Source organism: Belnapia mucosa (genome assembly GCF_016775475.1).
GTDB lineage: Bacteria > Pseudomonadota > Alphaproteobacteria > Acetobacterales > Acetobacteraceae > Belnapia > Belnapia mucosa.
This window is the reverse complement of sequence record NZ_JAEUXJ010000014.1, coordinates 1-26,537: the sequence shown is the minus strand read 5'-3', so window position 1 is coordinate 26,537 and position 26,537 is coordinate 1. Positions and strand designations below refer to the sequence as shown.

Here is a 26,537-nt window from a genome sequence, read left to right as displayed (position 1 = left end):
ATACCCTTCGCATCGGCAGGGAATGGGGGCGGTGATGCGACGTTGGTTGCTGGCAGGCCTGGCTGCCATCGCCCTGAGCGGATCCCTCCAAGGCGTCGCCCTCGCCCAGACCCAAGGTTCGGTCCTCCGGGTGGTTCCGAGCGCCGACCTCACGGAGCTCGATCCGACCCGGGGCGCCAACCTGGTCTCGCGCCTCTACTCGCAGATGGTGTTCGACACGCTCTTCGCGCTCGACAGCCAGCTGCGCCCCAGGCCGCTGATGCTGGAGAGCAGCCAGGCCAGCGCGGACGGGTTGCAATGGACGCTGACCCTCCGCCCGGGGCTGCGCTTCCACAATGGCCAGCCGGTGACCTCCCGGGATGTCGTCGCCTCGCTGCAGCGCTGGATGGGCAGCACATCCATCGGTGGCCAGCTCAAGGCCCGGCTGGCCTCGCTCGAAGCGGCCGATGGCCGGCAGATGGTGCTCCGGCTGAAGGAGCCCTTCGGCCTTGTCGAATACATCCTCGCCGGACCCGGCGCGCCGATCGCCGCCATCATGCCGGAAGCCGATGCCACGCGGCCGATCGGCAGCCCGCTGCCCAATCCCATCGGCTCCGGCCCCTTCCGCTACCTGCCGCAGGAGCGGGTCATCGGCCACCGCGCCGTCTTCGAGCGCAACCCCGACTACCAGCCGCGCGCCGAGCCCCCGGATGGCCTCGCCGGCGCGCGCATCGTCAAGGTGGATCGGGTCGAGTGGATCGTGATGCCGGATGCGGTGACCGCCGCCAATGCGCTGGTGACGGGGGAAGCCGATATCTGGGAACAGGTGACGCCCGACCTCGCTCCCTTCCTCGCGCAGCGCCGCATCGCCGTCCGACGCCTCTCCTCCCTGCCTTCAGTCACCTTCGTGCGGCCGAATTTCCAGCTGCCGCCCTTCAACGACATCCGGGCCCGCCAGGCGCTGGCCCTGCTCTTCGACCAGCGCGAGATGCTCGACGCGGTGGCGGGCGACAAGGTGCCGTCGCAGCCCTGCTGGTCCTTCACCGTCTGCGGCGGCCCGTTCTCGACCGAAGTGGGGTCGGAGCCCTATCGCCAGCCCGACCTGGCCCGTGCGCGCGCCCTGATGCGGGAGGCCGGATACCGCGGCGAGAAGCTGGTCCTCGTGGCGACGCCGCAGCTGCCGGTCATCGGTCAGATGGCCCAGGTCGTCGAGCAGCGGCTGCGGCAGATCGGTGTCGATGTCGATGTGGAGATGATGGATTTCGCGGCGATGTTCCCGCGCATCCAGGTGCAGAACAAGCCGATCGGCCAGGGCGGCTATCACCTCTTCACCTATTATGGCGCCGGAGCCTACTGGTTTCACCCGCTGACCAACCTCTCGGTCGATGTCTCCTGCCCGGCCGCGCCCTGGGCCGGCTTCCCGTGCGACCCGGAGGGCGAGAGGCTGCGGCAGGCCTTCTTCGCCGCCCCCGACGATGCCGCGCGCAGCAGCGCCTATACGGCCTTCCATCGGCGGATGTGGGAGTTCCTGCCCTATATCCCGACCGGGCAGTTCGACGTGACCAGCGCATTCCGCCGCAATGTCCAGGGCATGCTCGATGCGCCCTTCATCGCCTATTGGAATATCGAGAAGCGCTGATCGGCACCAATGGCGCGGGATGCGCATCCCCGCCACGATCGCCGGCTCGGGCCGGCCATGACGGAGGAGCGCGTCAGCCCAGCCGGAAGGCCGCCGTGGTGCCGCGGCGGCCGGGCGTCACCTCAAGCCGGGCGGGGATGCGTTCGCGCAGCTCCGCCACATGGCTGATGACGCCGACCAGCCGGTCGCCGGCCTGCAGCCCCTCCAGCACGCGGATGGCGGTGTCCAGCGTCTCGGCATCCAGCGTGCCGAAGCCTTCGTCGATGAACAACGCATCGAGCTGGTGCCCGCCGGCATGGGCGGCGACGGTATCCGCGAGGCCCAGCGCCATCGCCAGCGAGGCGCAGAACCCCTCGCCGCCCGAGAGGGTCGCGGCCGGCCGCGCCTCGGCATTCCAGCCATCCACCACCTCGATATCGAGACCGGCCTTGGCGCGCGCCCGTTCCGGCTCCTCCCGCCGGCGCAGGCGGTAGCGGCCGTCCAGCATGCCGGCGAGGCGGAGATTGGCGGCCGCCAGCGCCTCGTCCAGCAGGCCGGAGAGGACATAGCCTTCGAAGTCGAGGCCATGGCCGTTGCGGCCCTCGGCGAGATCGGCCAGCTCCTGGCGGAGGGTGGCAGCGGCTTCGGCCTCGGCCAGGCCGCGATCGGCGGCGGCGATCTCCTCCAGCAGCCGGTCGTGATCGGCCAGCGCCCGGGCGGCGAGAGTGGCGCGCTGCACCGCCTCGGTCGCGGCGGCCTCGGCCGCGGCGCGGGCGGCGGCGAGGTCGGGGAGGTCGGGCGGGGCGAGGCCGGCGGCGGCCTCGGCGGCGGCGGCGGCCGCGCTGGCGGCGGCGGCACGGGCCTGATCGAAGCTGGCGATGGCACCGGCCAGGGCTTCCTGCGCGGCCGGGGCAAGGCGCGCGGCCCGGGCGGCGGCGGGATCGGCGAAGCCTTCGGCGGCGCAGGCGGCCGACAGGCGGGCGGTGGCGGCCATGGCAGCGGCCTCTGCCCCGGTGGCGGCGTGGCCGGCCTCGGCGGCGCGGTCGGCGCGGGCGCGGGCGGCCTCCGCGGCGGCGGCCGCTTCCTCCCGCGCCGCGCGCAGGGCGGCGGCGAGGCGGGTGGCGCGGGCGGCGGCGGCGGCGGCCTGGGCGCGCAGGGTGGCGGCATCCGGACTGTCCGGCGGCAGGCGGCGGGCACGCTCCTCGCGCCGGGCCTCGGCCGCGGCGAGGCTGCCGGCGGCGGCGGTCGCGGCCTCCCGCGCGGTGGCAAGGCGGGTCTCGGCGGCGCCGGCGGCGGCCAGGGTCTCGGCGGCGGCACGGGCCAGGGCGGGCAGGCGGGCGGCGGCGGCCTCGGCGGCGGCGAGGGCCGCGTCCTCGGCGCGGAGCGCGGCCTCCAGCCCCTCGCGCGGCGCCTCGCCGAGCCGGGCGAGGGCGGCAGCCCCCTGCTCGCCGGCGATGGCGAGCGCGGTGGCGGCACGGGCGGCGGCGCCGCGGGCGGCGTCCAGCGCCGCCTCGGCCCGGGCGGCAGCGGCATCGAGGGCAGGGAGATCCAGCAGCGCCGCATCCCCCGGCGGGCAGGCCGGGGCAGGATGGTGCGGACTGCCACAGACCGGGCAGGGCTCGCCGGCCGCGAGCAGGGCGGCGAAGCGCGCGGCATGGTCGGCGGCGATGCGGGCGGCGGCGGAATCGCGCGCCTCGCGGGCGGCGCGGGCGCGGCTGGCGGCCTCGGCCTCGGCGGCGCCGGCGCGCTCGGCCTCGGCGCGGGCGCGACGAAGCGCGGCCTCGGCCGTCTCCAGCGCGCGGGCGGCGTCGCGCCGGCCGGCGGCGGCGTCGCGGGCCAGACGGTGGCGTTCGCGCTGGTCGGCGGTGGCCTGGGCGGTGGCGCGGGCCGCCTCGGCCGCGCCGGCAGCGGTGCGGGCGGAATCCAGTGCCGCGGCGGCACCGGTCTGTGCCGCCTCGGCCTCGCGCAGCGCCGTGCGGGCGGTGGCGGCGGCGCGGCTCGCCTCCTCCGCCTCGGCGACCAGGGCGATGAGGCCTTCCAGCCGCTCCGCCTCGGCCTGAGCCTCGCGCGCGGCGGCCTCCTGTGCCGGGGCTTCGGCCAGGGCGGCCTCAGCGCGGGCGAGGCGCGCCTGGGCCTCCTCGGCGCGGGTGGCGGCGGCGCCTGCCTCGGCGCGGGCGGTGGCGGCGGTGGCGGCTGCGGCCTCCGCCTCGGCGAGCGCCTGGCCGAGCCGGTCGGCGCGGCGGGCGGCCTCCAGCCGGACCCGGTCTGCCTGCATGGCCCCGGCGCGGGCATCGAGCACTGCCAGCGCCCGGGCGGCCTGTTCGGCGGCAGCGAGCCGGCGGGCGGCGTCCTGCCCGCTGGCCTCGGCGACGCGGGAGGTGGCGGCGGCGGTGGCGGCGACGGCACTCGCCGCCTCGGCCTCCTCGCGCGCCGTCAGCAGCGCGGCGCGGGCGGCGAGCGCGGCCTCGGGCGTCTCCGCCCCGGCCCGGCGCAGCAGCGCAGCGCGGGCGCCGATCGATTCCCGCAGCGCGCCCTTGGCCGCATTGGCGGCGGCCGAGAGCTCCTTCTGGATCCGGGCATGCAGGGCGGTGCGGAACAGCGTCTGCAGGATCGCCTGACGGTCGGCGGGCTTGGCCACCAGCAGCTCGCGGAAGCGGCCCTGGGGCAGCAGCACGGTCTGACGGAATTCCGCCGCGGTCAGCCCGAGCAGGGCGAGGATGCGGGCCTGCACCTCCGCCTCGCGTTCGATCGGCGGCTCCTCCGAATCGAGCGCCTGGAGCGAGACCTTCATCCGCTCCTTGGTGGTGCCCTCGCCTCGGCGCTTGGGGCGGTCCCATTCCGGGCTGCGGGCAATCCGCCAGCGGCGCTGCCCTTGGGCGAATTCCAGCGCCACCTCGGTCGGCGCATCGGGCGGGGCGTGGCGGCTGCGAAGATGGCCGGGCAGGCGTTCCTCGCCGCTACTCTCGCCGAACAGGGCGAAGCAGAGCGCGTCCAGCAGGCTGGTCTTCCCCGCCCCGGTCGGCCCGGCGATGAGGAAGAGGCGATGCGGGCCGAGCGCGGCGAAGTCGATCTCCTGCCGCGCGGCATAGGGGCCGAAATGGGTGACCGTCAGGCGGAGCGGGCGCATGGGCTAGTGGCCGGCAGCCTCGGCCGCCTCGATGGCGGCGATGAGGACGGGGCGGGCTTCCCCGGGCAGCGGGGCGCCGCGCATCTCGGCATGGAAGCGGCCGAAGAGGTCGAGCGGCCGGGCCACCCGCGCCGCCGCGCCGGCCGGGGCGAAGGCGCCGCTGCCGGCACGCTCCGCCGCGTAGCGGAGGCCGACGATGCGCGGGAAGATCTCTGCGAGTCTCCGCTGCGCCTCGGGCACCGGCGTCGGGTCGGTCAGGACCAGGGCGACATAGTCCTCTCGCGCCGGACCCTCGGTCTCGCGCAGCGCGGCGAAGCTGCCGGTCAGCACGCGGAGGCCACGGCGCGGGCTGAGCGGGATTTCCTCGATCTGCCGCGTGCCGTCGGCGGCGAGGTCGACCAGCGTGACCGATTTGGCGTGGTCGGCTTCCTCAACGCTGTAGGGGAAGAGGGAACCGCTGTAGCGCAGCCGCCCGCCCAGCAGGTTCTGCGGCCGGTGCAGATGGCCGAGCGCGACATAGTCGAAGCCGGTGAAGCGGTCGGCGCCGATGGCACCGGTGCCGCCGACCGACAGCGCCCGCTCGCTCATCGGGCTCTCGGCGCCGCCGGCGACGAAGGCATGCGCCACCAGCACGCGCGGGCCGGATGCGGGGCAGAGGGCGTGCAGCAGCGGCGCCAGGGCGGCGAAGGCGCCGTCATGGTCGGCGAATTGCGCGCCGGCCAGGCTCGGCTCCCGCGACAGGGCCAGCGGCGTGGCATAGCCGCAGGCCAGGATGGTGGCGCTGCTGCCGTCGCGGCCCTGCAGCGGGATCGCCTCGCCGCAGGGGGACTGCACGATATGCAGCCGCGCGGCGGCGAGCAGCCGGGCGCCGAAGCCGACCCGGCGCGCCTCGTCATGGTTGCCGGGGATGACGATGACGGGGATGCCGTGGCGCAGGACGATCTCGCTCAGCACCTCGTCGAGCAGGCGGACGGATTCGGCCGGCGGGACGGCGCGGTCGAAGACATCGCCGGCGAGCAGCACCGCGTCGGGCGCGGTGTCGCGGATGATGGCCGGGAGCTGCATCGCCAGCAGCTCCGCCTGGTCCTCATGGAGCGAATGCCCGCCGAGGCTGCGGCCGAGATGCCAGTCGGCGGTATGGAGGAGTCGCATGCCGGCGCACCATGCGCAGGCGGGGCGGACGGGCGCAAGCGGCGCCGTTACCCCTGCCGCCACCAGGGCGAGCCAGGCGGCGGCGGCGCCACCGGCTGGGGCGCCTCGGCCGGTGCCGCCGGCTCCAGCACCGAGACCGGGCCGGGATCGCGCCCGCCGGCATAGCGGACCAGGGCGGCGATGCGCTCCTCCAGCGGCGGATGGGTCGCCAGCCAGCGCCGGCCCATCGTCTCGCCCGGGCTTTCCAGCAGCATGGCCTGGATCTGGGAGGGCAGGCGCGGCAGCTCCGCCCGGGTGGCGACCTTGCGCAGCGCCGTGATCAGCGCATCCGGGTCCTGGGTCAGCTCCACCGCCCCGGCATCGGCGAGGAATTCCCGGTTGCGCGACAGGGCGAAGCGCAGCGCCAGCGCCAGCGCCCAGGTGAGCAGCATGATGGCCAGCGCCAGCAGCACCAGCAGGATCGCCGCGCCGCCGCCCTTGTTGTCATCCTTCGAGGACGACCGCGAGGAGGAACGGCCGGAGCCGAAGCTGTATCCCCCATTGCCGAAGGCCCGGCCGGTGCGCACCAGCAGCTCCCCCGGCAGGGAGACGACGCCGGCGAAGACCGCCGCCACCACCGCCAGCCGCGCATCGCCATTGCGGATATGCGTCAGCTCATGCGCCAGCACGGCCGCAAGCTCGCGGTCATCCAGCGCCTCCAGCAGGCCGCGCGTCACCGTCACCGCGCCGGTCTGGCGCGAGAGGCCGGAGGCGAAGGCGTTGCGCGCCGGCTGCTCGATGACGGCGAGGCGCGGCATGCCGAGGCCGCGGCTGATGCAGAGCGTCTCGACCATGTTCCAGAGCCGCGGCTCCTCCTTCCGCGTCACCGGATGGGCGCCGGAGAGCAGGTCGAGGATGCGCTGGTTCCAGAACCAGGCGATGGCGAACCAGATCGCCGTCACCGCCAGCACCGCGGGCAGGACGGCGGGGATGATGCGGGCAGCGTCGTGCAGCCCGGCGCGGAAGGAATGCGCTTCTTCGGCCACCACCAGCAGGCCGAAGGCGAAGCTGATCAGCAGCAGCAGGAAGGGAAAGCCGGCCAGCAGCAGGCCGGTCTTCCAGCCATTGTTCCAGATCCAGGTATTCAGCCCGAAGGCGCGCATAACACGCTTAGAACTTCACCTGCGGCGGGGCAGCGATGGCGGCACGCTCCGCCTCCGGCACCTCGAAGAAGCCGCGCGGCAGGAAGCCGAGCGCGCCCGAGAAGAGCACCGCCGGAATCTGCTGGATGGCGCTGTTGTACTCGGCGACGGCATTGTTGAAGAAGCGCCGGGCGGCGGCGATCTTGTTCTCGATATCGCCGAGCTCCGACTGGAGCTGGAGGAAATTCTGGTTGGCCTTGAGGTCCGGATAGGCCTCGGACAGCGCCAGCAGCCGGCCGAGCGCGGCGCCCAGCGCGCCTTCGGCCGCCGCCGCCTGTTCCGGCCCCTGGGCGCCGAGCGCGGCGTTGCGGGCCTGCACCACGCCTTCCAGCGTGCCGCGCTCATGCCCGGCATAGCCCTTCACCGTCTCGACCAGGTTGGGGATCAGGTCGTGCCGCTGCTTGAGCTGGACATCGACATCCGACCAAGCCTGCCCGGTCGTCTGCCGCAGCGCGACCAGCCGGTTGTAGGTGACAACCAGCCAGAGCAGCAGCAGGACGACGACGCCGAGGACGATCCAACCGGTCATGCCGCTTTCCCCTCCGCATCACCCGGCGAAGCGGGCGAAATCGCGGGCGAGCCTATCATAAATTTCACGCTTGAACGAAACGGCCAGTGCCGGCAGCTCCGCCAGCGCCGCCCAGCGCCAGGCATCGAATTCCGGATGCGGGTCGAGGTCGAGGCGGATCTCGGCATCCTCGCCGAGGAAACGGAGCGCGAACCACTTCTGCCGCTGGCCGCGATATTTGCCGCCGAGTGCCCGGCCCAGCAGATGCGGCGGCAGGTCATAGGCCAGCCAGTCCGGATGCTCGGCGATGATCTCCGCGTTCCGCGTGCCGATCTCCTCTTCCACCTCGCGGAGGACGGCGACGGCCGGGTCCTCGCCGGGGTCCATCCCGCCCTGGGGGAGCTGCCAGCCCCCCGGCGCGCCCTCGGCATTCGGCAGGTCGGCGCGGCGGGCGACCAGAACCAAGCCGGCGCGGTTGAACAGCACGGCGCCGACATTGTCGCGATAGGGCAGGTCCATGGGGTGGTCTTTCAGTTGGCGCGGGCGGAGTCCGGCCGGCGCATCAGCGCGGTGACCGGGGCGAGGACCAGGCCGCGGCTCTCGACGCTGGCGGCCCAGGCGGCGGCGCGGTCGATCAGCACCGGTGAGGCCTCCCCGGCATAGCCGAGGGCGGAGCCCGTCTCGCGCGCCAACCGCTCGAGCTCCGCCAGCTTGATCTCGATCTCGCCGCGCGTCGCCGGCTCATCGACCACGAGGTCGATGGTGCGGCCCCAGGCGCGATCCGGGCCGCGGGCGCCGGGGCGTGGATCGACATAGAGAAGGCCGCGGCTGCGCAACCCGTCCTGCAAGGCGCCGAGCTGCTCGCCCAGCGCCGCGAACCGCTCGCCCCGCATCGGGCCGATGGCACCGATCGCCCCGACATAGCCGGTGAAGCGGGAGAGCAGCCAGGCGAAGCGGTCGTCATTCTCGGTGGGTGGCAGGCCGGTGAGCAGGGCACGGTTGCCGGGATTGGTCAGCGGATAGCCGGCGGGCTCCAGCGGCAGGGCCAGCAGCACCTCCATCCCCCGGGCGCGGGCTTGGTCCAGCAGCAGGGCGGGGTAGGGGGAATAGGGGCTGAAGGCCAGGGTGACGGCACCGGGCAGGCGGCGGATCGCCTCCTCGGTCAGGGCGGCATTCATGCCGAGCCCGCCGATGACGAGGCCGACCCGCGGCCGGGCCTCCTGCCGGTCGAAGGGGCGGCCATAGGCGCGAATGGAGGTCCGGCCATCGGCGCCGATGCGGGGCAGCGGTCCATGCGCCCCGGCTTCCAGCAGGGCGGGATCGGCGCCGGCGATGCCGCGCGGTGGGGCGGCCGGAGTGGGGGCGGGGCGGAAGGCGGCTTCCGTGACCGCCGGCGGCGGCGAGGGCTCCGCCGCGACGGGGAGGGGGGCGGGCATCTCGGCCGCCGCCTCGGCCGGGGCGGGGAGCGGCCCGAGCCAGGCGAGGACCCCGACGACCCCGCCGAAGACCAGCAGGAGCGCCGCCCAGGCGCCGATCAGCGCCCGCCAGCCGGCGGCCAGCCGGCGCCAGGCCAGGATGGGCGGCGCCATGGGCCGCCGGTCAGCGCGCGGCGCGCCGACCCGGGGCTTGCGCCGTGGCCAGGTTCCGCAGGAGCTGCGTGGCCTGCTGGAGCTGGAAGTCGGTCTCCGGCTTGGTCGGGTCGAAGGCCGGGGTGCCCTCGGGCGGCAGCCGCGTCACCTTCTCGGCCAGGCCGGCGGGCAGTTGCAGCGGCGGGATGGCGGCGCCGGCGGGCTGCTGCACGCCGCCCTCGTTCCTGAGGGCGCGGCGCAGATCCGCTTCCCGCTCGCGCGGGATATTCGCCGTGGCTTCCTGCCGCTGCGCCAGCACCTCGATATCGGGCTCGATGCCGGTGCCCTGGATGGACCGGCCGGAGGGCGTGTAGTAGCGCGCGGTGGTCAGCCGGATGGCGCCGTTGCCCGGGATGGGCATCACGGTCTGCACGCTGCCTTTGCCGAAGGATTTGGTGCCGAGGACGATGGCGCGCCTGTGGTCCTGCAGGGCGCCGGCCACGATCTCGCTGGCCGAGGCGCTGCCGCCATTGATCAGCACCACCACCGGCAGGCCGCCGGCGATGTCGCCGCCCTTGGCGTTCCAGCGCTGCGCATCCTCGGACCGGCGGGCGCGGGTCGAGACGATCTCGCCCTGTTCGAGGAAATCATCCGTGACCTGCACCGCCTGATCGAGCAGCCCACCCGGATTGTTGCGCAGGTCGAGCACGATGCCCTTCAGCGTATTGCCGGCCTGCTGGCGCATGGTCTGCAGGGCGCGGCGCAGGCCGACATCCGTCTGCTCGTTGAAGGAGGTGAGGCGGACATAGGCGATGTCGTTGCCTTCCAGCCGGAAGCGCACGACCTGCGGGCGGATCACCTCGCGCGTCAGCGAAAGCTCGATCGGCCGGTCGGCGCCCTCGCGCCGGATGGTGATCTTGATCGCGGTGCCGCGCTCGCCGCGCATCTGCTCCACGGCTTCCTGGAGCGTGAGGCCCTGCACGGAATTGCCGTTGAGATGCGTGATGAGGTCGCCGGCCTTCACGCCGGCGCGGGCAGCGGGCGTCTCGTCAATCGGCGAGATCACCTTGATGTAGCCGTTCTCCTGCGTGACCTCGATGCCTAAGCCCCCGAACTCGCCGCGCGTCTGCACCTGCATGTCGCGGTAGGAGCGCTGGTTCAGGTAGGAGCTGTGCGGGTCGAGCCCCGTGAGCATGCCGTTGATGGCATTCTCGACCGCATCGCGGTCGTTGATCGGTTCGACATATTCGGCGCGGACACGTTCGAAGACGTCGCCGAACAGGTTAAGCAGCCGATAGGTCTCGGCCCGGCCGCCTTCCTGCGCCCAGGCCTTGACCATGGGAGAGGTGACCATGGGGCCGAGCACGATCCCGGCCGCGAAAGCCGCCGTCACCGTCGCAACCGTCCGAACCCTGCCCTTCATGCGGCACCCGTATCCTTCTTCCGCTGCGGTGCGCCACCGCGATTTGGCATCCTAACGCGAAGCCAGGCGCCATGTCAGCGCCAGTAACCTTAACGCGGGGATAGCCACGCCCGCGGATCGACCGGCCGGCCGTTGCGCCGCAATTCCAGATAGAGCGGCGCGGCGCCAAGGGCCCCGACCGGCTCGCCTGCCAGCAGGCGCTCGCCCGGGCCCGTATCCAGCCGATCGAGCCCTGCCAGCACGACATGGGTGCCTTCGCCGCAATCGACAATCACCAATTGGCCGAAGCTGCGGAAGGGTGCGGCGAAGACGGCTCGGCCGCCGCAGGGGCTGACCACCCGCGCGCCGGCGGCGGCCTGGATGGTGATCCCGCGTGCCGGCCCGCCTTCCCCGGCGGCACCGAATTCGCGCACCACATGGCCCGCGACCGGCATGGCGCGACCGCCCGAGGGGGTGGGGGCCGCCGGCTCCGGCACCCGGGCGGCGGCGGCCTCCGCCTGGCGGGCGCGGGCGGCCTCGCGCGCTGCCTCTCGCGAGGCTGCGTCGCGGGCCGCGGCTTCCCGCGCCGCGTCCCTGGCTGCCGCCTCGCGCGCCGCACGCTCCCGGGCGCGGGCCTCGGCCGCTTCCCGGGCTGCCGCCCGCGCCTGTTCCTGGCGCAGCCGGGCGAGGGCGCTTTCGAGGTCGCCGGCCCGGGCGGCGATGGTGGCGGCGCGCCGGGCCGCCTCGGCCTCGGCATCCTCGGCGCCGGCCCGGCGCTCCCGCGCCGCCCGCAGCTCGGCCTCCAGCGCGGCGGAGGCGGTGCGGGCATTGGCCTCGGCCTCGCGCAGGGCGGCGGCCTCGCGCGCCGCGGCGGCGGCACGGCGGGCGGCCTCGGCCTCGGCGGCGCGGAGATTGCCGGCCTCGGTGGCGAGCTGATGCGACAGGGCCTGGAGCACGAGCAGGCCGCGCAGCCGGTCCTCCGGCGGGCCGGGCACGGCGAGCAGGGATTCCGCCGGCCAGAGGCCGAGGCGGAGCATCAGCGGCAGCAGCGGCGCCAGGGCCTCGGCCTGGGCGCGGCTGCCGGCGCGGGCCTCGCGGGCGGCGGCCTCGGCGGCGGCGCTGCGCCCCTCGGCCTCCTCCAGCCGGGCATCGGCGGCCTGGGCACGGCGGGCGGCCTCGACCCGGCGCTCGGCCAGGCGCCGCTCCTCGGCGGCGGCGGCGCGGCTGGCGCGGGCGGCGGCCTCGGCCGCCTCGCGCGCGGCCTGGGCGGCGCGCTGGGCCTCGTGCACGGCCCCGGGCGTTGGCTGGGCGCTGACCGCGAGGGGCGGCAGCAGCACCAGCGCGAGCAGTCCGGCCGTGCGGAGGCGCATCAGCGGCGGAGCAGCGAGACCCCGGTCATCGCCGCCGGCTGGGGCTGGCCCATCAGCTCCAGCAGGGTCGGCGCCACATCGGCCAGCCGCCCATCCGCCAGCGTGGCACCGGGCGGGCCGTTCACCAGCAGGACCGGCACCGGGTTGGTGGTATGGGCGGTATGCGGGCCGCCGGTCACGGGGTCCTTCATCAGCTCGCAATTGCCGTGGTCGGCGGTGACCAGCAGGGCGCCGCCCCCGGCCTTCACCGCCTCGACGATGCGGCCGAGCGCCGCATCCACCGTCTCCACCGCCTTGATCGCCGCTGGCAGGCTGCCGGTATGGCCGACCATGTCCGGATTGGCGAAGTTCAGCACCACCAGGTCATAGGTGCCGGTGTTGATCGCGGCGACGACCTTCTCGCAGAGCTCCGGCGCCGACATCTCCGGCTGGAGGTCGTAGGTGGCGACCTTGGGGGAGGGGACCATGATCCGGTCCTCGCCGGGATAGGGCGGCTCCTGCCCGCCATTCAGGAAGAAGGTGACGTGCGGATACTTCTCCGTCTCGGCGGCATGGAGCTGGCGCAGCCCGGCGCGGGAGACGACCTCGGCCAGCAGATCCTGCATCGGCTGCGGCGGGAAGAGGGTGGCGAGGCGGTGGCTGAGGCCCTCGGAATACTCCGTCATGCCGACCGCGGCGGCGAAGCGCGGCACGCGCGGACGCTCGAAGCCGGTGAAATCGGGCTCCAGCAGGGCATCCAGGATCTCCCGCACCCGGTCGGCGCGGAAATTGAAGCAGAGCAGCCCGTCGCCGTCGCGCATGCTGGCATAGTCGCCGATCACGGTGGCGGGGATGAACTCGTCCGTGACCTTCTTCGCATGGGCGGCGGCGATGGCGGCCTCGGCATCGGGGGCATGCTCGCCCTCGGCCAGGACCAGCGCGCGCCAGGCCTGGCCGACGCGTTCCCAGCGATGGTCGCGGTCCATGGCGAAGTAGCGGCCGGTGAGGGTGGCGATGCGGAAACCGGGCAGGCTGCCCGTCGCCTGGCGCAGGGTGGCGAGATAGCCGGGCGAGGCCTCGGGCGGGGTGTCGCGGCCATCGGTGAAGCCGTGGAAGGCGGTCGGGATGCCGGCCTCGCTCAGCACCCGGGCCAGAGCCGCGGCATGGGCCTGGTGGCTATGGACGCCGCCCGGGGAGAGCAGGCCGAGCAGGTGGCAGGTGCCTCCCGTTCCGCGCAGCGCCGCGATCAGGTCCGTCAGCGACGGCAGTTTGCCGAGCGAGCCATCGGCGACGGCGGCATCGATCCGCGGCAGGTCCTGCATCACCACCCGGCCGGCGCCGAGATTGAGGTGCCCGACCTCGGAATTGCCCATCTGCCCATCCGGCAGACCGACATCGCGACCGGAGGTGCGGAGGAAGGCATGCGGCCCGGTGGCCCAGAGCGCGTCGAAAACCGGCGTGTTGGCCAGGCGCACGGCATTATCCGCCTCTTCCTCGCGCCAGCCCCAGCCATCGAGGATGGTGAGCATCACGGGGCGGGGTGCGGGCATGGCAGGCTCCTCTCTGGCGCCACCCGACCTAGACCCGGCGCCATGCCGGCGCAACGGGCGGCAGGCGGGGGCGGGCGATCACGTCCAGAAGCGCGGGGAGGAGGCCAGAGGGATGCACCAAGCAATGCAGGGGATCGACTGGGCGGCGGCGGAGGCGGCGCTGGATGCGGCGGGGGTGGCGCGGCTCGGCCCGCTGCTGGCGCCGGAGGAATGCCGGGCGCTGGCCGCGCTCTATGAGGATGGCGGCCGCTTCCGCAGCCGGGTGGTGATGGCGCGCCACGGCTATGGGCGGGGCGAATACCAGTATTTCGCCTATCCCCTGCCGGAGCGGGTGCAGGCCCTGCGGGAGGCGCTCTACCCGCGCCTGGCGCCGGTGGCGAACCGCTGGAACGAAAGGATGGGGCTGCCGGTGCGCTATCCGGCGACGCATGCCGAATTCCTCGCCCGCTGCCATGCCGCCGGCCAGGCGCGGCCGACGCCGCTGCTGCTGCGCTACGGGCCAGAGGACTATAATTGCCTGCACCAGGACCTCTATGGCGAGCATGTCTTTCCCCTGCAGGTGGTGGTCCTGCTCTCGGCGCCCGGGGAGGATTTCACGGGCGGCGAATTCGTCCTGACCGAGCAGCGGCCACGCATGCAGTCCCGTGCCGAGGTGGTGCCGCTCGCGCTGGGCGAGGCGGCGGTCTTTGCCGTGGCGCAGCGGCCGATGCGCGGCACGCGGGGCGACTACCGGGTGGCAATGCGCCATGGGGTGAGCCGCATCCGCAGCGGGACGCGGCATACGCTCGGGATCATCTTCCATGATGCCCAATAAGGACTATGCTGCACCGCATCGGCGTGACACGATTTCTGAATAGTTTCTGTTGCTTAGATCATTGCGGCTGACGAATTCCGAGTGGGCTCATGTTTGTTCTGTGCTTGGCCGTGCTGGCCGTGATCCTGGCCGCCCAGCATGGCGCGCTGGAACCCCTGCGCCCCTGGCTTCTCGGCCATCATGAGGCGCTCGGGCTGAGCGAGCCGCAGGTCGAGCACTGGCTCCATCCCGCCAGCTACAGCGCCGGGAGCCTGCTGGCCGCGACCAACGGGCTGCCGGCGCCCTGGGACGTGCTGGCGAAGCTGGGCCTGCTGGTCTTCGCCCTGGTCTTCCTCCTCGCCGCGCTGCGGGCCGTGCTCCGGGCCGGGCGCTGGCTGCGGGAGATGGTGATCTAGGCCCTACACCATCTCATCCGGCAGCGCCGCGATCGCGGTCGCGCCGGCATCGACCGGGACGATCGCCCCCGTCATCCAGCGGGCATTGCCGCCGCACAGGAACACCACCGCCGCGCCGACATCCCAGCCGGTGCCCTCGGTCTGCAGCACGCTGCGCCGGCGCCGCGCATCGCGCTTCGCCGGCGTCATGCCGCCAGCCTGGACCATCGGCGTGTAGACCATGCCGGGGCAGATGCAGTTGACGCGGATGCCGTCCGCCGCGTGGTGCACCGCCATGGCGCGGGTCATGTTCACCACCGCGCCCTTGCTGGTGGGATAGAGCAGGTTGGGATGGCCGCCGCGCAGCCCGGCGACCGAGCCGATATTGACAATGGAGCCGCCGCCCGCCGCGCGCATCGCCGGCACCGCGTATTTCGCCATCAGCATCATGGAGGTGACGTTCACCAGCAGACCCTGCGCCCAGGCCTCCGGGTCCACATCCTCGGCCGTGCCCTTCGGCCCGCCGATGCCGACATTGTTCACCAGCACGTCGAGCCGACCCCAGCGATCCGTCGCCGCCGCGACGATGCCGCGGCATTGCTCGGGCCGGGTCACGTCCGCGGCGCAGGTGATGGCCTCGCCGCCCTCGGCCTCGATCAGCCGCCGCGTCTCCTCGGCCCAGTCCGCCATCGCATCGGCCAGCACCAGCCGGGCCCCGGCGCGGGCGAGCAGGATGGCGGTGGCGCGGCCATTCCCAACCCCCTCGCCTGGGCGGGAGCCGGCGCCGGTGACGATGGCGACCTTGCCGGCCAGGTTCTCGGCGATCTCGGGCATTGTATGTCCTCCCCTTGGTGGTCAGGCGGGCGTCACGGCGCGCCCATCAGCAGGGGCGATACGCCAATGATCCGGCCGTGGAAATGCAGCATCGCCGCCCAGGCCAGCGTGCCGAGCACCGGCGGCACCCAGCCGATCTCACGCAGCACCAGCCGGTTCCGCCCGGCGAGGATGGCGCCGAAGGGGAGGATCGAGGTCTCCGCCGCCAGCCGCGCCCATTGCGCCGGCGCGCGCCGCGCCAGCTTGGTATCGATGCTCGGCATGCCGGCGATGGCGGTAACGAGGAAGGCACCGAAGAAGACCAGCGCCGCCGTATCGCCATTGCCGATCATGTGGAGCGCCGCCCAGAGCGCGAAGGACCAGAGCATCGGGTGGCGGGTCACGCGCTGGATCCCCCGCACCTCGTCGCCGAGCCGGGCCTCGCCGCCGACCGCGGTGGGGTTGGGCTTCGCCACCGAGGCGACGAAGAGGATGAAGGCCGGCAGCATCGCCAGCGCCAGCACCCAGCGCAGCCAGCCGGGCGCAAACCAGAGCGGCGTCGTCTCCGCCGCCCGCCAGGCACGGATGAGGACGAGGATCGCGGCGACGGAGGCGAGGGAGAAGGCGATGCGGAACCCGCCCTCGCCGAGGCGGGCGGCGATCACCCCGCGCAGCCGCGTGCCGGCGATGCCGACATGGACGCCGATCCAGACCAGTGCCGCGACGGCCAGCATCGTTCTCCCCCTGTCAGGCCAGCAGCCAGTCCAGTGCGCGGTGCGCGATCGCCTCCGGCACTTCGTGCCCGCCCTCGAATTCGAGATAGGCCAGCGGATAGCCGGCGCGCTTCAGCTTCGGCGCCAAGCGGCGGCTGCAATGGTCGATGGACAGCACCCGGTCCGCGGTGCCGTGGCTGAGGAAGAGGCGCGGCTTGCCCTCGATCCGCACCGGCGCGGCGAAGCCGGGCGAGAAGGCCAGCGCATGGGTGAAAAGCGCGCCATTCATCATGGCGATCGAGAGCGCATAGGAAGCGCCGTCAGAAAAGCCAGCAGCGGCCACCCGCTGCGGGTCGATGGGCCAGGTGGCGAAGACGTCCGCCAACGCGGCGTCGATCCGCGCGATATCGGGGCCGTAGCCCTCCTCCAGCACGTCCCAGCTGGTGCCGGTGCTGGCCGGAAGCACGACCAGGGCGGCATCGGCAATGGGGGCGATGCGGGCGAGCGTTCCGCCCGGGCTGCCGCCGGCGCCGTGCAGCATCAGGATCAGCGGCAGCGGGCCCTCGCCGGCACCTTCCGGCACGCGCAGCAGCCCATCCCGCGCGCCGCCGAGGGCGAGCGGGTAGAGACCGGGCGCCAGCGGCCAGGCGGCACGATCCGCGAGCGGACGAGGGCGGGCGGCGATCTGGCCTTCTTCCATGGGAGCCTCCGCCGGCGACTGTCGCGGCAGGCGGCGGGCATGTCCACTCCTCGCGGGATCAGTCCCCGGCCGGGTCGATGCCGAGATAGGAGCGCCAGAAGGCCGGCGAGGTGAGGCGGGGCCGCGCCGCCTGCCAGGCCGCGCCGACCGGCGCTGCCTCACGCGCCAGCCGCAGCGCGAGCCGCAGGCCCTCCGCCAGCAGGCTGCGGAAGGCGGCCCGGTCGCGGCGGAAGGCCGGCAGCCGCGTCTCCCAGCCGGTATCGGCGACGACCAGGTCGTGCCGCATCAGGCGGAACCAGACCAGGTCCCCGATCGGGACTCGCACGGCCGCGGGCGCGGCCGGGGCAGGGCGCAGGGTGTTGCGCAGCATGGCGCGGGCGAGGCGGGCGAAGTAGCGCGCCCGGCCGCGCGGATCCGGCCCCGGCCGCAGCGGCGGCGCCACTTGTTCCGCTGCCACGGTCACCGGCGGGAAACGCTCCTTCTCCCGCTCCAGCGAGGCATGCAGCGCCCAGGGCGCCTCCTCCAGCACCGCGGGGCCGCGCAGATAGTCCTCCGCTCCGCGCAGGATCAGCGCCGCGCTGTAGTAGCGATAGGTGAGGAGCTGGCCGAGCAGCCGCTTCAGCAGCAGCACGGCAAGGCCACGGCCGGAGCGCGGGAAGTGCAGCGCCGCGGCGATCAGCATGTTGCGCGTCTCGTAATAGAGCTGCCAGCCGCCGAGCCGCATGTAGAAGGGCTCGTGCCAGACCGCGATGCCGGGCAGCGAGGCAGTGTGGATGCCGGCATCATGCAGGCGCCGGCCGAATTCCACATCGTCCCCGCGGATGAAGCAGGGCAGCGGCAGCCCGGCCCTGTCCAGCATCGCCAGCGGCAGGCCGAACATCCACCAGCCATTGTAATGCATCGGCTCCGGCTGGTGCAGCGCATCGAGCCCGCCGCGGCGGGCGATGGCCAGGTGGAAGCGCAGCGGCTCCAGCGCCCAGTTGCCGGGATTGATGCGTGCCCCCGCCTCATAGAGCCGGGTCGGCTGCAGCAGGTCGAGCATATGCCCGCCGAGTGCCGTATCGGGCCGGGCGATGGCGAAGAAGGCGGCGGCGCGGCGCAGGCTCTCGGGCTCCAGCACCACATCGTCATCCATCAGCAGCACATGGGTGGCGCCTGGCATCTCCCGCGCTGCCAGCATGCCGCGGGTGAAGCCGCCGACGCCGCCGAAATTCCCCTGCTCGATCACCTCCAGCCGCTGGCGCAGCCGCGCCGGCAGGCCGGCCATGGCCGGATGCGCGGCGAGGCCGGGCCGGCCCTGGTTGACGACGAAGATCCGGGCCACGGCGGCCAGCGCCTCGGCATCGGCGGCGATGCTGGCGAGGACCCGAGCGAGATCGGCCTCGCGGTTGAAGGTGCAGAAGACCAGGGCGAGGCCGACCGGCGCCGGCACCGCATCCGGGCAGCGCCAGCGGGCGGCGCGCAGGGTGGCGCCGGGGGCAAGCGCCGTGACCTCGAGGAAGACCCGCCCGGCGGCGCGGGGATGGGCGGGCGGCGGCGGCAGGTCGAGGGTGACGGGGCCGTCCATCGCCTCCAGGCAGCATTCGGCCAGGGTGACGGTGCCGACCTCCGGCACCCGCCGGGCCACGCGCAGTGCGAGGCTGCCGGAGGCGTCGAGCTCGAGGCTCAGCCGCCCGGGCTGCGCCGCGGCCTGCCAGGCACCCTCGAACAGCGCGTTGAAATAGGTGTCGAAGGAGAGGGTGGTGCCGGCCGGCAGCCGCAACGCGCCGGCCTCCACCGTGACCGGCGCCGCGCCGCGCCGGCCGCTGGCCTGCCAGTAGAGGTCGCGCAAAGGCGCCGGACGGTCGAGCAGGAGGCGTTGCAGGACCAGGCCGGGGGGCGCGGCGGGGCGGCCGGGCCGGGGCTCGGCGCGCGCTTCGGCGGGGGTGATCACGCCGCTCATGCGCCCGGTCCGCCCGGGAGGAAGGCGCCGCGCCAGCCGGTGGCGGTGGCGCGCAGCCAGCGGGCGAAGCCCGCGACATCGCCGCGCCGACTGATGCCGTAGAACCAGCCGTAGCGGATGATATCGGCCAGCAGGAAGTCCCACATGCCATAGGCGCGGAAGATGTAGCCGCGGTTGCGGAACTGGAAATAGCGCTTCAGCTCCGTCGGTGGCTCAGGGGCATAGAACAGGCCGAACATAATCGGGTGGGTTTCCGCCCGGGAACCGGGGTGGAGGAATTCCGCCGCGACCTCCACGCCGATCGGCAGGCCGGCGCGCCGCAGGCGGTGCATGAACTCGACCTCGTCGCCGCGAATGTAGAAGCGCGGATCGGGCAGGCCGACCTGGCGAAAGGCCGAGGCGGCGATGAGTGCCCCGTTGAACAGATGCGCGAAGCCCTCGATGCGGCGCCGGCCGTCGAGATCCTCGGGCAGGAAGCGGGTGCGGCCGGCGATGCGGATGGGAAAGGCGAGCCGCTCCGGTTCCTCGGCATCGAGAACGAGCGGCGCGGCGAGGGCGACGCCCGAGGCCATGGCGGCGAGCAGATGGCCGAGGCAGTCGGCATCCCGCGCATAGCCATCGTCATCCATCAGCCAGACGAATTCCGCGCCCTCCTCCAGCGCCAGCGCGATGCCGGCGCGGTAGCCGCCGGCGCCGCCGAGATTTTCCTCCATCCGCACCAGGCGGGCGCCCGGGGCGGTGGCCACCGCCTCAGCCGTGGCGGACTCATCCTCGCTGGCATTGTCGATGACGAGGACTTGGCCGGGCAGCATGGTCTGGGCACGGATGGCGCCGAGGCAGCGGGCGAGGAGGGCCGGCCGGTCGCGGGTGACGATCACCGCCGTGACCGTCATGGCGGCGGATTCGGCGACGGGGGCGGACGGGGCCGGCTGCGGCGCGACAAGACTCTGGAGCACCGGCAATTCCTCCTGCGGCCGAAGGCCGTATTCGTTTTCCCGAAAAAGAACGGAGGAGCGGTGCATCCGGTTTCGATTGAATGCGTGTACGGTGAAGTACGGCGTGAAACCTACTTTATTTTTGGTCTCACAATGAATATTGCACAATACTATCAGGTTTCGTGCCGATTATTCATCGGTCCGGGCCAGTCTGCCGGACGCCCCCGCCAGGCCGCGCGGTTGCCTTGCCGGGCGCCCCCCGGCATGAAAGAGGCAGCCGAGCCCGGTCATCCAGGAGCGCCCTGCCTTGCCCCGTATCCTCCGCCTCGCCGCCGCCCAGATGGGTCCCAACCAGCGTGCCGATAGCCGCGAAGCCATCCTCGCCCGCATGATCGCCCTGCTGGAGGGCGCGGCGCAGCAAGGCGCGCAACTGGTCGTCTTCCCCGAACTCGCCTTCACCACCTTCTTCCCGCGCTGGCTGCTGGAAGGGGCGGAGCTGGACGGCTATTTCGAGGCTGCCATGCCGAACCCGGCGGTGCAGCCTCTCTTCGACCGGGCCCGCGCGCTCGGCATCGGCTTCTATGTCGGCTATGCCGAGCGGACGCCGGAAGGCCAGCATTTCAACAGCGCCATCATCACCGGGCCGGATGGCGCGATCCTCGGCAAATACCGCAAGGTCCATCTGCCCGGCTCGGTCGAGCCCCGCGCCAGCGACCGCTTCCAGCAGCTGGAGAAGCGGTATTTCGAGTATGGCGATCTCGGCTTCCCCGCCTTCCGCGGCCCGGCCGCCTGGGGTTCGCCGGTGATGGGCATGCTGATCTGCAACGATCGCCGCTGGCCGGAAGCCTGGCGCGCCTATGGGCTGCAGGGCGTCGAGCTGATGGTGATGGGCTACAATTCCGCAGCCTATGACCCGAATGGCGGCCGCACCGAGGATGCCGGGCTCCGCACCTTCCACTCAACCCTGGCGGCCCAGGCCAATGCCTATATGAACGCGACCTGGGCGGTCAGCACCGCCAAGGCGGGGGATGAGGACGGCTCCGGCCTCATCGGCGGCTCGGTCATCGTCGATCCGAACGGGCTGATCGTGGCCCAGGCCAAGAGTCTGGGCGATGAGGTGCTGGTGGCCGATTGCGACCTCGATCTCTGCCGCCAGGGCAAGGAGAAGATGTTCAACTTCGCCGCCCATCGCCGGCCGGAGCATTACCGCCGCTTGGTCGACCAGGTCGGCGCCGAGCCGCCGGCCTGAGCCGATGCAGGCCCCCGGCACCACCGCCGTCTTCGCCTCCTGGTTGCTGATCGAGCGCGAGGGCGCGCCGGCGGTGCTGCGCGACCAATGGGTGCTGGTCGAGGGACGGCGCATCGCCGCCGTCACGCGCCAGCGGCCGGGTGGCGCTGATCTGGTGCTGGATGCACCCGGCCGCTTCGTCCTGCCCGGGCTGCTGAACCTGCACAACCACTGCTTCAGTGAGGCGGTGGCGCGCACCCATACCGAGGATGGTGGCGGGCGGCGGAACAACGAGAGCATCGTCTATACCGTGCTGATGCCGCTGACCCGGCGCGGCATCGACATCCTCTCGGCGGAGGAACGGCTGGCGATCGCCCGACTGGGCATCCTGCAGCTGCTGAAGGGCGGCGTCGCGACGGTGATGGAGCCCTTCCGCGCCGGCATCCCGGAGATGTTCGAGGCGGCGGCCGAGATGGGGCTGCGCTTCTACGGCGCGCCCTACCTGTTCTCGACCGCCGATGCGCGGGCCGGGGCGGATGGGCGGGTGGTCTATGCCGGGGATGACGGCGCCGCCGACCTCGCCGCCTGGGACGCGCTGCATGCGCGCTGGGAGGGGCATGACGCGGGCCGCATCCGCCTCGCCATGAGTCCGCATGCGACGGATACCTGCGGCCCCGACCTGCTGCGCGCCTGCGCCGCGCGGGCCCGCGCGCTCGGCGTGCCGATCACCACCCATCTGGCGCAGAGCCGGCAGGAGGTGGCGACGATCGAGGCCCGCCATGGCTGCACCCCGGCGGAATATCTCGACCGGCTGGGCCTGCTGGCGCCCGACCTGCTGGCGGCGCATGGCATCGCCTGCACCGATGACGACCTCCGGCTGATGGCGGCGCGCGGGGCGAGCCTTTTGAACTGCCCGCGCGTCTTCGCCCGAACCGGTGCCGTCGCCGCCTTCGGCCGCTTCGCCGGGCATGGCGTGCGGACGCTGATCGGCACCGATGGCTACAACATGGACCTGCTGGGCGAGATGAATGCCGCAGCGATGATCTCGAAGATCGCGGCGGGGGATGCGCGGGTGGCGGCGGCGCCGGCGATCATCGATGCGGTGACGCGGCAGGCGGCGGATGCCATCGGGCGGCCCGATCTCGGCCGCATCGCGCCGGGGGCGGCGGCGGACCTGACCGTGGTGGACCTGACCCATCCGCATCTCCAGCCGCTGCACGACCCGTGCCGGGCGCTGGTCTGGCTGGCCAATCGCGGCAACCTGGATGCGGTCATGGTGGATGGCCGGCTGCTGGTGCAGGGCGGCCGGCTGGTCGGGGGCGACGAGGCGGCGATCACCGCGGCCGGCGCGGCGGCCATCCAGCGCATCTGGGACCTGCCGGAGGCGCAGGCGGCCTTCGCGGGTTGATGGGTCGAGAGGGCCCCGCTGCCTTCCTGCTGACGCCGGGCCAGGCAGCGGACTGCCGCGGCGCCTGCCGTCGGACGTACTGGTCATGACAGATCGGGCCCAGGGTACCGAAGCCGTCCGCGGCCAGATCCAGGCTCAGGTCGCCGGGCCGAATACCCCGTCAAGCGCACCCGCCGGTGGAAGCACTGCGTCAGCCCGTCCCCTACCGCGGCCGCAACGCCATCGAGCGCAGCTTCGGTCGCCTGAAGGACTTCCGCCGCATCGCCACACGCTATGACAGGCTGGCCACCAACCGTCTCGCCACCGCAGGCGGAGCCGCAATTCAACTTAGTCTTGCGTTCGCCGGGCCGTTAGCCGAATGAACGCATGCTACCCCGCCGTGCCATTCTCGCCCGGTGGTTGTCTCATGAGGATTTTCAAAAGGCATGCTGTTCCGAGCTCTTCCCGTCGTGGCTGCAATACTGCTTGCCGCATGCTCCTCCGACTCAGACACGAACGCCGCCGCGACCGGCCAGGGTGCCGGTTCCAGCCTCGGCATGGCCGGGCAAACGGGCCAGCTCGGTGGGCCGGGTACAGGCGGCGCGACAGGGCAGCCTGGGAGCCAGGAGCACCTCGCCAGCACTATCGGTGACCGGGTCTTCTTCGCCACCGACAGCGCGAGCGTCGGGGCGGATCAGCGTCCCGTGCTGGACCGGCAGGCCGGATGGCTGCAGCAATACCGCCAGGTCAGGGTAACGCTGGAGGGCCACGCCGACGAGCGCGGCACGAGGGAATACAACCTCGCTCTCGGGCAGCGCCGAGCCAACTCGGCCCGCGACATCCTGGTCTCGCAAGGAGTCGCCGGGAGCCGCATTCAGACGATAAGCTACGGTAAGGACCGCCCCACCGCACTTGGCTCCGACGAGCAGGCCTGGGCCCAGAACCGCCGAGCCGTCACGACAGTTCGCTGAGCCAAGTGCTGGGCACCCCGCCGAAAGAATGAATGGTAGCGGCCTTCGAGTTTGTCCCGGGCTGACGTCAGCCCGCTACCAATGGCCTCCGCCTGATGCATGCACCGCATGGTTGAGCGGTGCCTGTCAGCACGACCGCCTGATGCGACATGCCCAAGCGCGTGCGGAACGTCACCCTCGGCGAGCCGTTGAGCGCCGGACCCGGCAGTTCGGCCGGCCATGCTCTGCCGAGGAGATGCGATGCCGGCCCGCCTCCGCGCCTGGTGTCTCAGCCTGCTGCTTCTGCATCTGGGTTTCACCTGGACGTTCGGTGCCGTCCTGGCGGCGAGTACGGGTGCCATGGCGCAATCCCGCTCGAGCGGCGGGTATGCGCGCCCAGGTTCCGGCTATGGCCGGACGCCATCCTTCGGCGGCGCGAGGGCCGTGCCGCGCACCCCTTCCGCCAGTGGCGGCTACAGCCGGCCCAGCCCCCCGGGGGGCGGCAGCTATCGCCGGCCCTCGGTCGGCGGCGGCTCGGCCTGGGACCGGTCCTATTCGCGGGAACGGTCATCCGAGGCGCTGGATCGCATGCGGCGGCAGAACCAGCCGGTCCAGCCGCGGCCCCAACAGCCACCGGTCCGGCCCGCCCCCTATGACCAGTCCTCCGGTCAGGCCGATCCCGGTTGGTGGCGGCGCGGCGGCACCATGGGGGGCGGCTGGTCCGCGCCGCGTGGCGTGCCGAGCGGCGGTGGCTGGGGCGGCGGCATGGGTGGCGGCTGGGGCGGCGGCCTCGGCCAGCGCAGCTTCGGCGTCTGGGACGGCGTCTTCCTCTGGTTCCTGCTGAGCAATCTCGCCCGCGCCGGCTCGACCGACTTCTTCCACAACCACCAGGACGACCCCGGCTACCGCGAATGGCGGCAGGAGGCAGAGCGTCGCGCCCAGACGGATGCCGAGACCCGTGCCCGGCTCGACGAGCTCGACCGGCGGCTGGCGGAGCGCCAGGGCCAGCCGCGCGACCCGAATTATCTGCCGCCCGATGTGCCTGCCGATGTCGCCATGGCGCCCCGCCCGGATGCCCGAACCCCGAGCACGGCAGCCCCGCCCCCTGCGGCATCGCCGCCCGAGGCTGTTTCCGACGCCGGTGGCCTGTCGCCGTTGACCCTGCTGGTGCTTCTCGGCGGTGGCGGCGCCTTGTTCCTGTTGGCGCGGCGCAGACGGCAGGCCGCTACGGCGGGGCAGGCCGCTGCACCTTCCGGCTCCCCTGCCACTGGACGGCCCATGCCCGATATCCATTCCGCCGCGCCGCGCTTCCGGGTTGGCATGACCATCACCTGCGACCCGACGCCCTTCCTGCTCGGCGCCGGCGCCCTGCAGGTTCCGGTGCCGGCCTTTGCCGAAAGCAACCCGCAGGTGAGCATCCAGGCCGTGGGCCGCATCCGCGAAGGCAGCGAGGAACTGGCGCGGCTCTACCTGCCGGATGGCCGCGGCCTGTTCCAGCTCCATGCCGATGCGCGGGGCCAGATCGAGGAATGCCGCTATTTCGGGCTGCTCGACGAGGTGGTTCCGGCCGATGAGGCGGAATGGGCGGCCTGGCTCGACCCGCAGCAGGGCATGATCGGCTGGCCGGAATTCCAGACCAAGAATGGCAAGCTCTATGCCCGGCTCTGGGCGCCGGGCGAAGGCCCCGTGCCGCCCCGGCTGATGACCGAGCGTATCGAGAGCCTGGAGGGCATTCGCCAGGTGCAGAGCCGCGCCATGCTCTACGCTGCCCCCACCGGCATCGCCGCCCCGGGGCCCGAGACCGAGTACATCCTGGTTTCGGCGCAGGAGGAAGGCGGCCGTGCCTGGGTCGAGATCCGCGCGGGCATCGACATCAACCCAGCCTCCCTCTCCCTCGTTTGAAGCCGAAGGACGCCCGCCTTGCACAGCATCCTCGACACGTTATGGACCGGACTTCCCGTTCTGCTCGCCCAGCTCGGCGTGGCTCTGGCGTTGCTGGGGCTCGGGGTCGGCTGCTACATGGCTATCACGCCCTTCCATGAGGCGCGGCTGGCGCGGGAGGGTAATGTCGCTGCAGGCATCATCCTGATGGCCGCGCTGGTGGCGCTGGCCATCCCGTTGGCGGTGACCCTGGCGACCAGCGCCTTCACGCTGGATGTCCTGCTTTGGGGCCTGGTGGCCGTGGTGTTCCAGCTGCTGGCCTTCCTGTTGACCGCCAGCCTGTTCCGCGGCCTGCGCGGGATGATCGAGGCCGGCAACGTCGCTGTCGCCTGCGTGGTGGCCGGCATCCAGCTCGCCGTCGCGCTGATCAATGCCGGCGCCATGGCTGGCTGACCGCCATCTCACAATCAATCAGGAGGAGAGACCATCATGATCGGATTCATCCGCAACCTTGTCGGCGTAAAGACAGACCAGGCCGTGCAGGGCGCGGTCGAGGCGCTGGTGCGCTGGGACCCGCGGGCCGCCACCGAAGCGGAGCTGCGCACCATGGAACAGCATCTCGACCAGCTCGGCCGCCAGGTCGCTGAGGCCCGGCAGGCCTATGACCGCGAGCAGCGGGAGGCGGAGACGATCACCCGCCTCTCGCAGCAGCGCATGGCGGCAGCCGAGCAGCTGCAGCAGCGCCTGCAGGGCGAGACCGACCCGGCGCAGAAGGCCGGGCTCGAGCGCAGCCTCGCCACGCTGGTCAACATGCTGGAGCAGATGGCCCCCGATATCGATCGGGAGACGCAGGATGCGCGGGACGCCGGCAGCTTCCTGCAGATGCTGGAGGACACCTACAATCAAGCCGGGCAGAAGCTGAAATCCGCCCGCGATGCGCTGAACCGCGCCCAGCGGGACATGGGCCGGGCCGAACAGCAGCGGGAGACGGCGGAGCGCCGCGCCGAGGCGGCACGCCAGGCGGCGGGCCTGTCCGGCGCAACCAGCGGCCTGACGGTGGCGCTGAAGGCGATGCAGGACAATGCCGCACGCAACCTTGCCGCAGCGGAGGCCGCCAATGCCAAGGCGAAGCTGCTGCAGCCCTCAAAGCCCGAGCAGGACGACCCGAATATCGCAGCCGCCATGGACGCCGTCTCGGGCAAGGGGCCGGCGCCGACCAGCCTTTCGGACCGCCTCGCAGCGCTACGGCAGCGCCAGCCCGCAGGCCTGCCCCGGCAGATCCAGGGACCCGAACGGGCCTTAGAGGCGGGAGGCGTTTCGGCATCGCTGCGAATCCGGCGCTGCCGCCTTTGTCTTGGGCCTGCGC

At 72.9% G+C, this 26,537-nt stretch carries 23 protein-coding genes and 1 pseudogene; 10 read left to right on the top strand and 14 right to left on the bottom strand.

Annotated features, from left to right (window positions below; all coding sequences use genetic code 11):
• Nucleotides 1-34 precede the first annotated feature (34 nt).
• Nucleotides 35-1,618 (top strand): ABC transporter substrate-binding protein, encoded by a 1,584-nt coding sequence (locus JMJ55_RS23760; RefSeq protein WP_202828102.1) that lies wholly within the window; start codon nucleotides 35-37, stop codon nucleotides 1,616-1,618.
• 73 nt (nucleotides 1,619-1,691) lie between these two features.
• Here JMJ55_RS23760 and JMJ55_RS31720 read toward each other — a convergent pair whose 3' ends face one another.
• From JMJ55_RS31720 to gpmI, 9 genes are all read right to left on the bottom strand, one after another.
• A complete protein-coding gene (locus tag JMJ55_RS31720; protein ID WP_202828101.1) occupies nucleotides 1,692-4,724 on the bottom strand; it encodes an AAA family ATPase in 3,033 nt (1,010 codons plus the stop codon).
• 3 nt (nucleotides 4,725-4,727) lie between these two features.
• On the bottom strand, nucleotides 4,728-5,876 hold the full coding sequence (locus JMJ55_RS23750) for an exonuclease SbcCD subunit D (protein ID WP_202828100.1): 1,149 nt from the start codon (nucleotides 5,874-5,876) through the stop codon (nucleotides 4,728-4,730).
• A 47-nt stretch (nucleotides 5,877-5,923) separates the two neighbouring features.
• Nucleotides 5,924-7,018 (bottom strand): M48 family metalloprotease, encoded by a 1,095-nt coding sequence (locus JMJ55_RS23745; RefSeq protein WP_202828099.1) that lies wholly within the window; start codon nucleotides 7,016-7,018, stop codon nucleotides 5,924-5,926.
• Nucleotides 7,019-7,025: 7 nt separating this feature from the next.
• Nucleotides 7,026-7,586, bottom strand: coding sequence for a LemA family protein (locus tag JMJ55_RS23740; protein WP_202828098.1), 561 nt, complete (start codon nucleotides 7,584-7,586; stop codon nucleotides 7,026-7,028).
• 18 nt (nucleotides 7,587-7,604) lie between these two features.
• Nucleotides 7,605-8,084, bottom strand: coding sequence for an RNA pyrophosphohydrolase (locus JMJ55_RS23735; RefSeq protein ID WP_202828097.1), 480 nt, complete (start codon nucleotides 8,082-8,084; stop codon nucleotides 7,605-7,607).
• A gap of 11 nt (nucleotides 8,085-8,095) precedes the next feature.
• A complete protein-coding gene (locus JMJ55_RS23730) occupies nucleotides 8,096-9,154 on the bottom strand; it encodes a divergent polysaccharide deacetylase family protein (RefSeq protein ID WP_202828096.1) in 1,059 nt (352 codons plus the stop codon).
• Between the two features lie 10 nt (nucleotides 9,155-9,164).
• Nucleotides 9,165-10,556, bottom strand: a complete 1,392-nt coding sequence (locus tag JMJ55_RS23725; RefSeq protein WP_202828095.1) for a S41 family peptidase — start codon at nucleotides 10,554-10,556, stop codon at nucleotides 9,165-9,167.
• Nucleotides 10,557-10,645: 89 nt separating this feature from the next.
• Nucleotides 10,646-11,905, bottom strand: coding sequence for a murein hydrolase activator EnvC family protein (locus JMJ55_RS23720; protein ID WP_202828094.1), 1,260 nt, complete (start codon nucleotides 11,903-11,905; stop codon nucleotides 10,646-10,648).
• Nucleotides 11,905-13,434: a 2,3-bisphosphoglycerate-independent phosphoglycerate mutase gene (gpmI, locus tag JMJ55_RS23715; protein ID WP_236033992.1), complete on the bottom strand. Its 1,530-nt coding sequence runs from the start codon at nucleotides 13,432-13,434 to the stop codon at nucleotides 11,905-11,907. Before gpmI ends, JMJ55_RS23720 begins: the two co-directional genes overlap by 1 nt.
• Before the next feature lie 112 nt (nucleotides 13,435-13,546).
• On the opposite strand from gpmI, the gene JMJ55_RS23710 reads away from it, so the two are divergent.
• Together JMJ55_RS23710 and JMJ55_RS23705 are read left to right on the top strand one after the other, a co-directional pair.
• Nucleotides 13,547-14,248 carry a 2OG-Fe(II) oxygenase gene (locus JMJ55_RS23710; protein WP_202828093.1) on the top strand — a complete coding sequence of 234 codons (702 nt, stop codon included), beginning with the start codon at nucleotides 13,547-13,549 and terminating at the stop codon, nucleotides 14,246-14,248.
• 104 nt (nucleotides 14,249-14,352) lie between these two features.
• Nucleotides 14,353-14,643 carry a hypothetical protein gene (locus JMJ55_RS23705; RefSeq protein WP_202828092.1) on the top strand — a complete coding sequence of 97 codons (291 nt, stop codon included), beginning with the start codon at nucleotides 14,353-14,355 and terminating at the stop codon, nucleotides 14,641-14,643.
• A 3-nt stretch (nucleotides 14,644-14,646) separates the two neighbouring features.
• Here JMJ55_RS23705 and JMJ55_RS23700 read toward each other — a convergent pair whose 3' ends face one another.
• The 5 genes from JMJ55_RS23700 to JMJ55_RS23680 are packed head-to-tail and all read right to left on the bottom strand — an operon-like array spanning nucleotide 14,647 to nucleotide 19,746.
• Nucleotides 14,647-15,456, bottom strand: a complete 810-nt coding sequence (locus JMJ55_RS23700) for an SDR family NAD(P)-dependent oxidoreductase (protein WP_236033991.1) — start codon at nucleotides 15,454-15,456, stop codon at nucleotides 14,647-14,649.
• A gap of 32 nt (nucleotides 15,457-15,488) precedes the next feature.
• Nucleotides 15,489-16,169 carry an NnrU family protein gene (locus JMJ55_RS23695; protein ID WP_202828091.1) on the bottom strand — a complete coding sequence of 227 codons (681 nt, stop codon included), beginning with the start codon at nucleotides 16,167-16,169 and terminating at the stop codon, nucleotides 15,489-15,491.
• 13 nt (nucleotides 16,170-16,182) lie between these two features.
• Nucleotides 16,183-16,848, bottom strand: coding sequence for an alpha/beta hydrolase (locus tag JMJ55_RS23690; protein ID WP_202828090.1), 666 nt, complete (start codon nucleotides 16,846-16,848; stop codon nucleotides 16,183-16,185).
• Nucleotides 16,849-16,906: 58 nt separating this feature from the next.
• The gene (locus JMJ55_RS23685; protein ID WP_202828089.1) at nucleotides 16,907-18,790 is read right to left on the bottom strand and encodes a glycosyltransferase; all 1,884 of its coding nucleotides are present in this window, start codon (nucleotides 18,788-18,790) and stop codon (nucleotides 16,907-16,909) included.
• Complete coding sequence (locus JMJ55_RS23680) at nucleotides 18,787-19,746, bottom strand: glycosyltransferase (RefSeq protein ID WP_202828088.1); 960 nt, start codon at nucleotides 19,744-19,746, stop codon at nucleotides 18,787-18,789. Before JMJ55_RS23680 ends, JMJ55_RS23685 begins: the two co-directional genes overlap by 4 nt.
• A 286-nt stretch (nucleotides 19,747-20,032) precedes the next feature.
• On the opposite strand from JMJ55_RS23680, the gene JMJ55_RS23675 reads away from it, so the two are divergent.
• From JMJ55_RS23675 to JMJ55_RS23645, 7 genes and pseudogenes are all read left to right on the top strand, one after another.
• Nucleotides 20,033-20,974 (top strand): N-carbamoyl-D-amino-acid hydrolase, encoded by a 942-nt coding sequence (locus tag JMJ55_RS23675; RefSeq protein WP_202828087.1) that lies wholly within the window; start codon nucleotides 20,033-20,035, stop codon nucleotides 20,972-20,974.
• Between the two features lie 4 nt (nucleotides 20,975-20,978).
• On the top strand, nucleotides 20,979-22,361 hold the full coding sequence (locus JMJ55_RS23670) for an amidohydrolase family protein (protein WP_202828086.1): 1,383 nt from the start codon (nucleotides 20,979-20,981) through the stop codon (nucleotides 22,359-22,361).
• A pseudogene (locus JMJ55_RS32115) lies at nucleotides 22,316-22,723 on the top strand (transposase); the annotation flags it as partial. The gene JMJ55_RS23670 and the pseudogene JMJ55_RS32115, both read left to right, overlap by 46 nt.
• Nucleotides 22,724-22,786: 63 nt before the next feature.
• Complete coding sequence (gene pal, locus JMJ55_RS23660; RefSeq protein WP_202828085.1) at nucleotides 22,787-23,311, top strand: peptidoglycan-associated lipoprotein Pal; 525 nt, start codon at nucleotides 22,787-22,789, stop codon at nucleotides 23,309-23,311.
• 240 nt (nucleotides 23,312-23,551) lie between these two features.
• Nucleotides 23,552-25,192 carry a DUF2491 family protein gene (locus JMJ55_RS23655; protein WP_236033990.1) on the top strand — a complete coding sequence of 547 codons (1,641 nt, stop codon included), beginning with the start codon at nucleotides 23,552-23,554 and terminating at the stop codon, nucleotides 25,190-25,192.
• Nucleotides 25,193-25,210: 18 nt separating this feature from the next.
• On the top strand, nucleotides 25,211-25,624 hold the full coding sequence (locus tag JMJ55_RS23650) for a DUF350 domain-containing protein (protein WP_202828084.1): 414 nt from the start codon (nucleotides 25,211-25,213) through the stop codon (nucleotides 25,622-25,624).
• A 36-nt stretch (nucleotides 25,625-25,660) separates the two neighbouring features.
• A partial coding sequence (locus tag JMJ55_RS23645; protein WP_236033989.1) for a hypothetical protein occupies nucleotides 25,661-26,537 on the top strand: 877 nt, incomplete at its 3' end.